This window comes from Paenibacillus sp. PastF-3, from assembly GCF_029893135.1.
GTDB lineage: Bacteria > Bacillota > Bacilli > Paenibacillales > Paenibacillaceae > Paenibacillus_AQ > Paenibacillus_AQ nitricinens.
Genome location: NZ_JARXWM010000015.1, coordinates 130,983 through 143,389, shown reverse-complemented (window position 1 = coordinate 143,389; position 12,407 = coordinate 130,983). Strand labels below are relative to the sequence as shown.

The 12,407-nt window shown below is 43.9% G+C and carries 12 protein-coding genes; 1 reads left to right on the top strand and 11 read right to left on the bottom strand.

The window, feature by feature from the left end; translation table 11 throughout:
* Nucleotides 1-32 precede the first annotated feature (32 nt).
* The 7 genes from mreD to M2444_RS25150 form a co-directional block, all read right to left on the bottom strand.
* On the bottom strand, nucleotides 33-563 hold the full coding sequence (mreD, locus tag M2444_RS25180) for a rod shape-determining protein MreD (protein ID WP_280788307.1): 531 nt from the start codon (nucleotides 561-563) through the stop codon (nucleotides 33-35).
* Entirely contained in the window at nucleotides 563-1,441 is an 879-nt protein-coding gene (mreC, locus tag M2444_RS25175; protein ID WP_094878113.1) for a rod shape-determining protein MreC, read from the bottom strand. The genes mreD and mreC overlap by 1 nt, the downstream gene beginning before the upstream one ends.
* Before the next feature lie 62 nt (nucleotides 1,442-1,503).
* Nucleotides 1,504-2,538 (bottom strand): rod shape-determining protein, encoded by a 1,035-nt coding sequence (locus tag M2444_RS25170; RefSeq protein WP_042130579.1) that lies wholly within the window; start codon nucleotides 2,536-2,538, stop codon nucleotides 1,504-1,506.
* 39 nt (nucleotides 2,539-2,577) lie between these two features.
* On the bottom strand, nucleotides 2,578-3,267 hold the full coding sequence (gene radC / locus M2444_RS25165) for a RadC family protein (RefSeq protein WP_042191176.1): 690 nt from the start codon (nucleotides 3,265-3,267) through the stop codon (nucleotides 2,578-2,580).
* A 24-nt stretch (nucleotides 3,268-3,291) separates the two neighbouring features.
* Nucleotides 3,292-3,888: a Maf family protein gene (locus M2444_RS25160; protein WP_094873218.1), complete on the bottom strand. Its 597-nt coding sequence runs from the start codon at nucleotides 3,886-3,888 to the stop codon at nucleotides 3,292-3,294.
* A 34-nt stretch (nucleotides 3,889-3,922) separates the two neighbouring features.
* The gene (locus tag M2444_RS25155) at nucleotides 3,923-4,168 is read right to left on the bottom strand and encodes a DUF4321 domain-containing protein (RefSeq protein ID WP_042191180.1); all 246 of its coding nucleotides are present in this window, start codon (nucleotides 4,166-4,168) and stop codon (nucleotides 3,923-3,925) included.
* A gap of 208 nt (nucleotides 4,169-4,376) precedes the next feature.
* Nucleotides 4,377-5,612, bottom strand: a complete 1,236-nt coding sequence (locus tag M2444_RS25150) for an SPOR domain-containing protein (protein ID WP_280788306.1) — start codon at nucleotides 5,610-5,612, stop codon at nucleotides 4,377-4,379.
* A gap of 216 nt (nucleotides 5,613-5,828) precedes the next feature.
* Here M2444_RS25150 and M2444_RS25145 point away from each other — a divergent pair, with 216 nt between their 5' ends.
* Nucleotides 5,829-6,815 (top strand): diaminopimelate dehydrogenase, encoded by a 987-nt coding sequence (locus M2444_RS25145; protein WP_094878115.1) that lies wholly within the window; start codon nucleotides 5,829-5,831, stop codon nucleotides 6,813-6,815.
* A gap of 93 nt (nucleotides 6,816-6,908) precedes the next feature.
* Here the strand turns inward: M2444_RS25145 and M2444_RS25140 are convergent, their stop codons facing one another.
* From M2444_RS25140 to murC, 4 genes are all read right to left on the bottom strand, one after another.
* The gene (locus tag M2444_RS25140; protein ID WP_094878116.1) at nucleotides 6,909-8,093 is read right to left on the bottom strand and encodes a glycosyltransferase; all 1,185 of its coding nucleotides are present in this window, start codon (nucleotides 8,091-8,093) and stop codon (nucleotides 6,909-6,911) included.
* Nucleotides 8,094-8,432: 339 nt separating this feature from the next.
* Entirely contained in the window at nucleotides 8,433-9,590 is a 1,158-nt protein-coding gene (locus tag M2444_RS25135) for a GGDEF domain-containing protein (RefSeq protein ID WP_094878117.1), read from the bottom strand.
* Between the two features lie 36 nt (nucleotides 9,591-9,626).
* The gene (locus tag M2444_RS25130) at nucleotides 9,627-10,793 is read right to left on the bottom strand and encodes a GGDEF domain-containing protein (protein ID WP_280788305.1); all 1,167 of its coding nucleotides are present in this window, start codon (nucleotides 10,791-10,793) and stop codon (nucleotides 9,627-9,629) included.
* A gap of 232 nt (nucleotides 10,794-11,025) precedes the next feature.
* Nucleotides 11,026-12,405 (bottom strand): UDP-N-acetylmuramate--L-alanine ligase, encoded by a 1,380-nt coding sequence (gene murC / locus M2444_RS25125; protein WP_094873226.1) that lies wholly within the window; start codon nucleotides 12,403-12,405, stop codon nucleotides 11,026-11,028.
* Nucleotides 12,406-12,407: the final 2 nt, after the last annotated feature.

Here is a 12,407-nt window from a genome sequence, read left to right as displayed (position 1 = left end):
CTGCTTTATAAAGAAAGAAAATAGAAGCTTCTTTATGCCGCTTCTTCCGTACTCTTCTCTTTCTTGATTAGCTCAAGCTGGCGTCGTAACGGTATGTAGAGGATCAGAGCAATAGCAAAATGAAAGAGCATCGTTGGCAGCATATGATTCAAAATCGCCCAGCTATAGGGCTCCTGATTTAGATTGAATACACTATAAATACCAAATAACACACTATCCTCTAGCAAGCTTCCGAGCAGAATCACAGTCATCATAAGAGGCAGTGGAGCACGCGGAATCTGAAACAGAAGGCCGATTAAATAAGCCGACAGACCCATCGCAAAAGAATGTGCTCCTAAAATTCTGCCATAGAAAACGACATCATGTAAAATTCCGAAAGTTAGACCCAATATAAGTGCTGTATGACGATGATGATATACAGCCACGAACAATAGAATAACGAACACGAGATTCGGTATAATTCGCATCTGCCAAACATCTGGAATCAGCCAAGGCAGAATGGTTCCCTCCAGAATAAACAAGAGGAACAGTAACAGAACAAGAACAGATCTGCGCATATTCACTATTCAGCACGCTCCTCCGTATACACAACAATCAGATGCTTCCAATCCATAAACTCTGCAGAAGGCGTAACAACAGCTGTAGAGGTCAGTCCATATTCTCCCACTTCAATACTGTCAACAGTACCGATAGTCAGACCACGTGGGTATAACCCACCGATACCGGAGGAAACAACAACGTCACCTTTTGCAATGGGGTCTCCTGGAGGGATCTTAGTCATCAGTAATTTACTTGTTTTCTGATCGTAGCTCTCAATCATACCAAAGCTCTTCCCCTCTTTACCCACAGCTGTTGCTGCTATCGGAGGTTGGGAGTTGGGATCATTCGTATCCATCATGGTCATCAGTTTCACAGTAGAAGTGAAATTGCTAACTTGACTGATAACACCTACCAGACCATCGGTTGAAATAACAGACATATTAGGTCTGACACCATCTTTGGAGCCTAAATCAATTACAATGGTGCTGTTGCTGGGTTCTGTAGTCTGGCTAATTACTTGCGCAATATGATATTCATATTTATACAAATTCTTCTGTTCTTGAGTGAATTCCCATTTTCGTTCCAAGTCTTCATTCTGTGCTTTAATGAAATTATACTGGGCTTTATCACGTGCATATTGGGCGGCTAGAATCTTCAGCTGCTCATTTTCCTTAGAAAGATCTTTCAGATTTCCGATATCTTCAAACAAGCCCGCTACATATCCAGCGGGCTTGTAGAACATTTTTTGCACGAAACCAGTCGTATCTCTAAGAAAATTCTCCGGCCAGGACAAAGAACTCCTTGTTGCCAAGCTGAAGCCCATCACCACAATGAACAGCACCAGTGTAATTAACAGAATAAACAGACGTTTATTGCTCATAAGTTTAAACAGTTTCAACACCCTCTAACAACAGTATTTCTCCCATAACAGGGGTTGACTTACACGAGTGACCATACATAGGCTTATCTCTTAGAGCGAAGACTGGAACTGCTGCGGCTCTTGAACAAATGGATATTCTCAAGCGCCTTTCCTGTTCCAATAGCTACACAATCCAGAGGATTCTCAGCGACAATAACTGGCATTCCAGTCTCGCGTGCGAGCAGTTTGTCCAAGTTACGAAGCAAGGCGCCGCCACCAGTCAAGACAATCCCGCGATCCATAATATCTGCCGCAAGCTCCGGTGGACATTTTTCCAAAGTGACTTTAACAGCTTCAATAATAGAATTCACGGTGTCAGACAATGCCTCACAGATCTCATCAGAAGTAATGGTAAGCGTCTTTGGAAGACCTGTTACGAGATCGCGCCCGCGAATTTCCATAGTCTCAGCTTTCTCAAGTGGCAATGCAGAACCTACATCCATTTTAAGCTGTTCCGAAGTACGTTCACCAATCATCAGATTGTACTGACGTTTGATGTACTGAATGATGGACTCATCCGCTTCATCACCCGCAACACGTACGGAACGACTAGTAACAATACCGCCGAGTGAAATTACAGCAACTTCAGTGGTACCTCCGCCGATATCAACAACCATACTTCCTGTTGGCTCCCATACCGGTAGATCTGCACCAATCGCTGCAGCAAAAGGTTCCTCGATAATGTAAGCTTCCCGAGCACCAGCTTGTCTAGTAGCATCTTCTACGGCACGTTGTTCTACAGCAGTAATGCCGGATGGTACGCAGACCATTACATTAGGGTGACGTTGGAACATAGAACGTTGTTTCTGTGCTTGACGAATAAAATATTTTATCATCGTAGCCGTTGTGTCAAAATCAGCGATAACGCCATCCTTCATCGGACGGATCGCACGGATGTTTCCCGGTGTACGACCAATCATCTTCTTAGCGGATTCACCCACGGCTTCAATCGTCTTAGTGTCAGTGTTAATGGCTACAACGGAAGGCTCTCTTACAACGATCCCCTTACCGCGTACATAGACAAGCGTATTCGCTGTCCCCAAGTCAATTCCTAAATCTTTCGTAAAACTACCCAACATGCTAATTCTCCTTTTCCTAAGTAAATCTTCACATTTATATTACATATGTCCTTTTTCTTTCAAGCTCACAAAGCTGCTATCACCGATAATTAGATGATCTAACACGTCAATCCCGACAATCTCGCCTGCCTGAAGCAGTCTTGAGGTCAAGGAGATATCCTCCGGACTTGGCGTTGGATCACCACTAGGATGATTATGTGCGCATATGATAGAGGCACTACTACATTTTATTGCTGCTCGGAACACCTCACGAGGATGAACAATCGAAGCATTAAGACTGCCCATAGACAACGTTTCTTGTCCAATTACGTGATTCTTCGTATTCAGAAATAAGCAGACAAAATGCTCCTTCTGCAAATAACGCAATTGCTCGGTCAGAATCTCCGCAGCGTCCTCAGGACAACGGATAATGACCGGCATGTTAAACCTGGAGTTCGCGAGGCGCCTTCCAAGTTCGATGCCTGCTTTTAGTTGCACGGCCTTGGCAGGGCCGATACCTTTGATTTCGGTCAGTTCTTCGATGCTAAGGTCAACTAGCCCACGCAGGCCACCGATTTTCCCCAGCATCTGCTGTGCAATATGAATAGCCGATTCACGGCGTGTTCCCGTACGCAGCAGAATGGCTAACAACTCCGCTTGACTTAATGATTCCGCCCCATAATGCATCATGCGCTCTCTTGGTCGTTCTTCATGGGGGAGGTCCCGCAGCATTACTGATTGCGACTCCATCCCTATCCCTCTTTCCCAAGCTTCCTACCGGTTCAATACAGTTATACCGAACTCGGACAGCATTTCGCCAAGAAGCGACAGCGGCAATCCGACAACATTAAAATAACAGCCTTCAATTCGTTCCACCAAGGTGGAGCCAAGCCCTTGTATCGCATAAGAGCCAGCCTTATCAGCGGGCTCTCCCGTAGCTATATAAGCAATAATTTCATCCTCAGTCATTGCTCTCATCGTTACGGAAGTAACACGGTGCTCCACTATAGTCTTTCCATGCGGAAGTCCAATGCAGGCTACGCCCGTGTATACCTTATGATTCCGGCCCTGAAGTCTGGTAAGCATCGATTTACTATCCAGCTCGTCCACCGGTTTGCCTAGTACAGTGTCATCTAGTACAACAATCGTATCACTACCAACGATTACTGTGTTACGCGCTCCTGCTGCAGCCACTACGGCCTCTGCTTTTCGCAGAGCCAAACTGCGCACAATTTGCTCCGGCGTAAAGTCCGGTGGTGTGCTTTCGTCAGCTTCGCTGGTAATGACCTCAAAAGGCAAGCCCAGTAATGACAAAAGCTCTCGTCGACGCGGTGAACCTGAGGCTAAAATAATGTGTTGTGAGTTGTCCACGTTGTAAACGTCCCTTCTTGATCAGTAACGAGAGTTACAGTCTTCGGTACAGCCATACAGCTGTAATAATACCAACGAGACTTAGCATGCACAATTTCAAATGAATAGTGATGTCATAGGTTATGATGTCCAAATCGGCTCGCGGAGACCACTTAAGCACAGTCGATGTTGTTAGAAAAGAAAGAGCCTTTACCGGCTGCAGCAGCTTGGCGATCCAGGCTCCAGCCAGCCAGCCTAGAATTAGAAATAACAGCAGTGTTCCTACATTTTTCTTCTTCATCTCAGTCTTCCCTCGCCATTTTTTGACACCCTAATTATTATACGGTGAAATTGTGATCAATACAAACGTAAAATCCCTTACGGTAATGTTTACCACCATTTGCACTAAAAGTTGCGGAGCGATACCATCCTCCGTATCCATTGGCGCACCAAAACAGCAAGCCCCCACATCTGGAGGCTTGCTGTCTTGAAAGTCAACAATCTATCAATTAATTCATTGAAGTTAACAGCTGTTTTTGGCTAGTCAAAAAGCTCAGCATTGATTCTTGCACTTCCCAAAGCAGGCCCTGAGCCTTGTTCTTGTTATATTCACTCCATGCAGATATCCCTTGGCTCATTGATTTCTCTAACGCTGCGCAAATAATTTTGGCTTCAGGAGATACGCCTTGTTCCAGCACTTTTACTGCTTCACTCCATTGCAGGTGGAGATCACTCATAGCGGGGGTAATTGCTGTCGTACTTGTTTGGCCAGCGCTTAGTAAAGAAGCAGATTGACTGCTTAGTTCACTGAGCAGCTGCCCGCTCACGGAGAAATAGTTCTTCACTTCCTCTGCATTACCGGTATAGACAAGCTGTTCTGCCCCGGGAAGTGCCACCTCTCTCACATACAGCTCAATCCCCTGATTCTTTAGTCCGCTGCTTAGTAGCTTGGCCTGTTCACGGTCGGATGACATTCCAGCGTACACACGATTGCCGTCGGCAGGATCCATACCCGCTGCCAATCCGGCGGTTAGCAGCTCCTGGCGAGCCTCTTCAGCGCCTGCAGGTGTACTGAATACTCCGTACTGCAACAGATAATAGCTTTGCGCGGCTACTTGAACTGGGATGGTGTTCTTCCCGGCATTTTCAGTACCCGCCACTGGTAAACCAGATGTACCTACACCTGCAGGATCTTTAGCTCCACTAGACTGAACCGAAGTAGCCGCCATATCTGCTGTCCCATTTCCAGCGTTGCTGTCCATATTCCCTCCGTAAAAAAAAGAAAGTGCAGCATAACCAAGCAGAACCCCTGTACCGATCGCTCCTGTAACAGAAAGAGCTAACTTCCACCAATACGAAGGACGCCGAGTATGATAGGAGCCTCCATAATTGCCCGCGGATACATTTTCTAATTCATCTCTGCTATCCGAAACCATATCTGACAGAAGATACGATTGCTGTGTATATTTAAAATCCTTATCCTGTTCGTCCCATTCTTCCTGCCGCGGATCTACAGTACCCGAGTAATAGTCATAGGAATCTTCCGGTGGTGCCTCATGCGTAGAACGAAAATCAGGCTCATAAAGCCACGTTTGCTGTGCTGGACCCACCTCTTTACGCAGTCCTTCAGCGTACTCTTCAGCTGTGCCCAACCCGCCATTTGACCAGCGCTCCACCACTTTAGGCTTTGGTTTAGGCTCGTCCTTGTTCACGTCAAATCGGAATGTCATTCTTCCGTTATTCAACAGTTACACCTCACCTCATCTAATCTATAAGTAAATATATGATAGACAATAGAGAGATATGCTATTTTTATGCCATAGGAATTATGAAAGATTATGCAGATTCAGTTTACATTACATGTACCTTTTATATACTATATAAAAAGAGCTAAAAGTGTACACTATACTAGGTAAACTAGAAATGATGCTTTAGTTCACTACTGATTAGGAGGGCTTCTTCTGAAACAAAAAATTCAAGCAGCTATTGTAGGCTACGGAAACTTAGGCAAAGGTGTACGTAAGGCTATCAACCAAAGTGAAGATATTGAGCTAGTTGCGATCTTTACGCGCAGAGAACCTGGGCAACTGGAAGCCGGAGAAGCCGGTGTGAAGTTCGAGCACATCTCTGCCGTCGAACAATATAAGGGTAAAGTGGATGTTATGATTCTATGCGGAGGATCGGCTACCGATCTGCCAGAACAAACACCGGCCATTGCCCGGATGTTTAATACCGTGGACAGCTTTGATACACATGCCAAAATCCCCGAGTTCTACGAGACCGTTGACGCCGCAGCTAAACAAGGCGGAACACTCAGCGTAATTTCTACTGGTTGGGATCCAGGCTTATTCTCAATGAATCGTCTGCTCGCAGAAGCCATTCTTCCACAAGGTAAAGAATACACCTTCTGGGGCAAAGGCGTTAGCCAAGGCCACTCCGATGCGATCCGCAGAGTAGATGGAGTTAAAGCCGGTGTACAATATACCGTTCCAGTACAAGAGGTTATTGAGGCCATTCGCGCTGGCGAAACACCAGAGCTTACCACTCGCCAAAAACACCTTAGAGAGTGTTTTGTAGTGGCTGAGGCAGGGGCAGATCAAGAACGCATTCGCGAAGAAATCGTGAATATGCCGAACTATTTTGCTGATTATGACACTACGGTTTCTTTCATCACTGAAGAAGAACTAGCTGCTGAACATAGCGGTATTCCGCATGGTGGATTTGTTATTCGTAGTGGTGTAACAGGGGAAGGCACGAAGCAGATTGTTGAATTCGGCCTGAAGCTGGAGAGCAATCCAGAATTTACAGCCAGTGTTCTCGTGGCCTATGCCAGAGCCGCTCAGCGTATGAGTCAACAAGGACAGAGCGGAGCACGTACAGTATTCGATATTCCACTTGGAATGTTATCTCCGAAATCTCCAGAAGAATTACGCCGCAACCTGCTGTAAAATCATACAAGAACGAAATAACCCGCGCAGGACTCTAAAACGTCCTCGCGGGTTATTTATATACTGCAGGCAGAGCCTTCTCTGGCGCACCTTTTACACAAGACTAAGAATCTTATTCTTCACATAATTCACTTCGTAATCCTTCAACAATGTGCGATGCGCCCGATCAGCAATAATCGTTGCTATCTCAGGATTCTTTAACAATGTTATTACGCTAGCAACCACATCAACTGAGGTATTAGCAAGCAAAATATTACGGTTATGCTCACAGTTCAATCGCTCGCATACTGTAGAACTAGTAACCACCGGCGTTTTGAGTGCCCATGATTCCAGAATGTTTCTGGAGACTTCACAACCTTCAAGGATAGGCACAAGAACCGCTTTAGCACGACGTATATAATCAGCAGACGGTTTCAAAGGTCCAGTGATAATGACCGATACATCATCCTTTATAAGCGTCAACACATCCGTATGAACCTCAGGGCTGGTAATGTAACACTTGATATCAGGCACTTGTTCTTTAATCAAAGGGTAGCTTTTCTTAAAGAAGCTTTGAGCAGCCTTAATCCCCTGTCTGGTGTTCATATTCCAGTGCAGAACCATTGAATTTTCTTTTGCAACAGGCTCAGTAAAAGTGTCATATTCATTCATTTTTATGAAATGAGGAACAACATGCACTTTACGGGCATCCGCAAAGGATAGAGATTTGAATGAAAGGGCATCCCATTCCGAGGTTGCCAAGAGAACACCCGTTTTATTCATTAGTCTTCGCTTATTCCGCCGAACCAAAGCCTCGTTTAGTTTATAATAAGGATTACTGCTGCTCGGCTTCCCAATTTCTTTTCCAACAGCAAGCCCGCTCTCAAAACGATACGTATCTGTAATAACACTGGCCTCAGGAAGCAGATTACGAACCAGATCAATGCAATTTCCCAGCAAGCTATGCGATATAAATACGTGTCTGTAATTATTCGATCTACAAAGTTCCATGATTGTACTCTTCATGTCTTTTTCCGCATGACTCCGATTAGTGAAATTCTGTAATATATGTAAGGGACGTAGCATAGATCTCCACGAGGTAATGCACCCGTTAATGTAATGAACCTTTAGTGCAGTTCCATCATTTGTAGATATATCCTTGAGCGTACTGGCATAGGTCAGCAAATCAATATCAAATTTCCCTTGCAAAATCTCGAGAATACTCCCTGTTCTCATTTCTCCTTCTAGATCCTCTGCGCTTTGATTCTGAGCTGAAAGGAACAGCATTCTTTCTCGCATGACTCTGGCTCCTTGAATTTTTTATATAAATCCTCTCTACTTATCACTGCAACTTTAGATGCAGTTCAATAGTAACTCATTTCACATAAAATTTTTGTCGATTTATAGGGAAACCTTTAATTTTTTTATATATTTTCATACTTTATTCGGAAATCATTGCGATAAACCTATATAAATCGCCATTTTTTTGAAGATTAAAGCAAAAAAAACTATTTTTCCAGTAATACACGAACATGAATTTTCTATTCTGAAAATTTTAAACTCGTTAGGTATTCTGAACTATTCCCTATGCAAACAAAAAAAGCGTCTTCCTCATCTAATGACGAAAGAAAGACACTTTTATATTTCGTAGCTTCTAACAACGCAGTTCCGGCCCTTTCTCTTAGCTTTATACAATGCATTATCACAAAGTTTGTAGAGACTATTTAGAGACAAACGTTCGCCCGATTCTATCGTGATGACTCCAATACTTATCGTGTAGTGCAGCGGTATGCCATGAATCATTGAACCTATAACAGCTGTGCGCATTCCTTCAGCAATAACATCACTACTCTTCTCATCGGCTCTGTGCAGGAGCACTGCGAACTCTTCTCCCCCAAATCTTCCGACTAGATCACCATGTCCAAGCTGTTGCTCTATTTTAGACGCCAAATCAGTCAGTACTTGGTCCCCTGTATTATGGCCGTAATTATCATTTATGCTCTTAAAGTGATCGACATCCAGCAGTAAAAAAGAATAGGGCAGCTTCTTCATCGCTGAAGCAGCTATTAAAGGCTGAGCACGCAAAACGAACGACCTGCGATTCAAAATTCCGGTCAAATCATCATAAGTTGCTACCCGCTCCATTTCTGCAAAGGAATCCTCTCTATAAAGCAGCATCATTCCCGCGGTTCCTAGAAACATATACAAATAAATCCCGAGATAAAAGAACAAATCAAGAAATTGTGCAACTTGTGTATGGATTCCTAATACAGAATACAGCGGTTCCAAAGCTCTACCCGCCAACGATAAGATGACAAGACCATATAGCAGTCCCATTATTATTTGCAGCGAAGTCTCCATGACCTTCAGACATAGTATATAAGCAGGATAGGCTATAATCAGAACTCCGGCCAGACAAGCGACTGGAATAACGAGCGGATCCTCTGGCATCAACAAATACATAAGCACCACAACGAGAATGGATACTCCGAATAGTATAGAATAATATCGCTCCACCTTGCTCCCGAATACTCTGAGAAGCATTAGAAGCGCCAAGCTTTCGAGCGTGCCCCCAGCCAGAGCAAGAAGTGCTATGATCGGTAGACTAAGTGGTGTATCTATAACATCCTTCAGTAATATGAGGATCAAGGCTGCTAGTTGCAAATATTTTGCTGTGATAAACAATGAAGAAGTCTGTTCCTGCGCATACCGCAAACGATACACCACGATAAGCAGCACCGTGAACGATTGCCACAAAAAGAGACACACCCGCAGTGTCTGGAGATCCAGATGCATATAAGTGAAGTTCACCTCCCCTAGTATTCCTGACTCTCAGTATACATATCGGTATCTGATGACTCTATTTCTTCCCTCTTGTTTGGCCTGATATAATGCCTTGTCGCTTAGCTTGTACAACTTATTTATCGAGATCTCCTGATCAGGCATGATCGTAATTACACCTATACTAACTGTGTACCCCTGTTGAACCTTATTAGTGGAAGTATTCATTATCGCCTCACGAAGCGCTTCAGCTTTCTGATCGCAGCTTTGCTCATCTGCCCCACAGAGTATGACTGCGAATTCCTCGCCCCCTAGTCTGCCAAACAAATCTCCATGTCCGAGATTATCTTTAATCGTCGATGCGAAGTCTTCCAGCACAATGTCACCGGTATCATGACCATAAGTATCGTTGACCTTTTTAAAATAATCCAAATCCAATAGTAAAAACGAGAAGTACTCCTGTGCTCGAAATGCCTTTTCAAGCTTTATCTCCGCTTCCTGAAGAAATGCTCCACGGTTTAGGATCCCTGTTAAATCATCATAACTGGCTATTCTTTTTAGTTTGACGAAGGAATGCTCATTGGAGAGAAGAATAAAACCGGCAGCCCCTACGATAAATAATAAATACATCCCCAAATAATACAAATATTGCGTAAGATTTATTGAGAACACATTCATTTCAGGCTCCCAAATCAATGCAACAAGCGCCCGCATCAGCATAATCGCTGCAAATACATAAAATAATACGCCTAATATTTTTTGAAGAGGGGTAGCCTTTTTATTCACAGTTAGATGATAAGCTGGATAAACTATAAATAGGATAGACCAAAGTGAAGTACAAGCAATGCGCAAGTTGGAATGATTAAAAAATAATGCGATGATACTAAAACTAATGGTGCTCAATACCGAAAGGATGATGTAATATCGCTTTATTCTTGGCCCCAATACTCCCATCATCAGCAGTAACGCTGTAATTTCTAGACAGCACCCTCCAAGGATCAGAGCATTGCTAAGCGGAATGGACAACGCATGAGGGAGATAATCCCATAATAAAATCGAACACCAAAAGAGTAGCTGCACTTCCTTTGATCGGATGAACAAGGTGGAGGCTGTATCTTTAACAGCAGTACTCCGATAATTGGTGATAAGCAGCAATATAAATAAATTTCCGAAAATAAACAAATAAATCAGTGTTCTAATTTCAAACAGGGAGCTCATACGTCACCACCTATGCGAAAATATCTCCACAAATATATGTTAAAAATTCAATCCTCTTCAACCAGCACTATAGCACTTTATAACTATATCAGTAAATACGTTAACAATACCAAAAAAACACTTCCCTCTAAGTTCCGTTCAGATAAACACAAGGATTATCTGAAAGGAATTTTGGGGAAGTGCTATTGAATAGAGAATATAAATATCCTCGAATTTTCCTCAATTTGTAAACTTAATGCTTCTTCTTCAAACCGTCCGCCAGTGCGTATCCGACCTTCCAGATATCGCCTGCGCCCATCGTAATCACCAGATCACCTGGAGCAATACGAGGGGTCAGATCAGCAAGCACATCTTCTTTAGTTGGCAGATGTCTCGCGCCCGCATTACTGTTCTTAACGATTAGCTCAACCAGCTTCGCAGAAGTAACACCTTCGATTTGTTTCTCTCCAGCCGGAGAGTAAATATCAGTGATGATGACTTCGTCGGCTTCGCTAAAGGCACGGCTGAAAGCATCTAACAGGAAGAAAGTACGTGTATAGCGCTGAGGCTGGAATACCGCAATAATCCGTTTCCCTGTTGCCTTGGCAGCACTGATCGTTGCCTGAATCTCTGTAGGGTGATGCGCATAATCATCAATGACCAGAATGTCATTGACTTCTCCGAGCACTTGAAAACGGCGCTTCGCACCATGGAATTTCACAATCGCTTCAGCAATTTTCTCAAAAGAAACCCCTGATTTCAAACAGGCGATTACCGCTGCCATTGAATTATAAAGATTGTACTGTCCGGGAACAGAGAGTTCAATCCGTCCAAGCACTTCTCCATTATGATTCATCGTGTACGATACTTGACGATCGCCTAGAATAATATCAGTGGCAATATAATCTGCAGTGTTCGACTTGATGCCATAAGTAATTACCTTACCTGTTACTTCAGGTAAAAGAGAAATCACATTCTCGTCGTCAGCGCATACTATAGCAGTTCCATCTTCGCGTGTTTGGTTCATGAACTGTACGTATGCAGCCTTAAGACGGTTAAAGTCCCCATCGTAATTTTCTAAGTGATCCGCTTCAACATTCGTAACGATCCCAAGCCAAGGGTGATAGTGCAGGAAAGAGCCATCGCTCTCATCTGCTTCCGCTACTACAAACTCACCTTGTCCCGCCTTTGCATTCGTACCCACGTTCATAATTTCTCCGCCGATAATATACGTTGGATCAACATCGCACTCTTCCATCACAAGTGCAATCATGGAGGAGGTAGTAGTTTTTCCGTGTGCACCAGCAACGGCTACCCCTTTACGTTCATTCAATAAACGGGCTAACATTTGCGAACGATGCAGAATGGGAATCTTAAGACGCTCAGCTTCCACCCATTCCACGTTATCACTAGACAATGCCGTAGAGTATACGACTAGATCCGCGCCTTTTACTTGTTCTGCTGTATGCCCGATATAAATCTTGGCACCTTTAGCAATCAATTTTTCCGTTAATTCCTGGGCAGCCACATCGGAGCCCGTAACTGTATATCCCATTTCTAGCATTACCCGGGCAATCGCGCTCATTCCGTAGCCGCCGATCCCTATAAAATGCACACGTTCAGTAGTATCCAACA

Coding starts and splice junctions, on each gene's coding strand:
- M2444_RS25170 (WP_042130579.1), bottom strand. CDS start 2,538: ATGTTGGGTAGTTTTACGAAAGATTTAGGAATTGACTTGGGGACAGCG.
- radC (WP_042191176.1), bottom strand. CDS start 3,267: ATGGAGTCGCAATCAGTAATGCTGCGGGACCTCCCCCATGAAGAACGA.
- M2444_RS25155 (WP_042191180.1), bottom strand. CDS start 4,168: ATGAAGAAGAAAAATGTAGGAACACTGCTGTTATTTCTAATTCTAGGC.
- M2444_RS25140 (WP_094878116.1), bottom strand. CDS start 8,093: ATGCGAGAAAGAATGCTGTTCCTTTCAGCTCAGAATCAAAGCGCAGAG.
- M2444_RS25135 (WP_094878117.1), bottom strand. CDS start 9,590: ATGCATCTGGATCTCCAGACACTGCGGGTGTGTCTCTTTTTGTGGCAA.
- M2444_RS25130 (WP_280788305.1), bottom strand. CDS start 10,793: ATGAGCTCCCTGTTTGAAATTAGAACACTGATTTATTTGTTTATTTTC.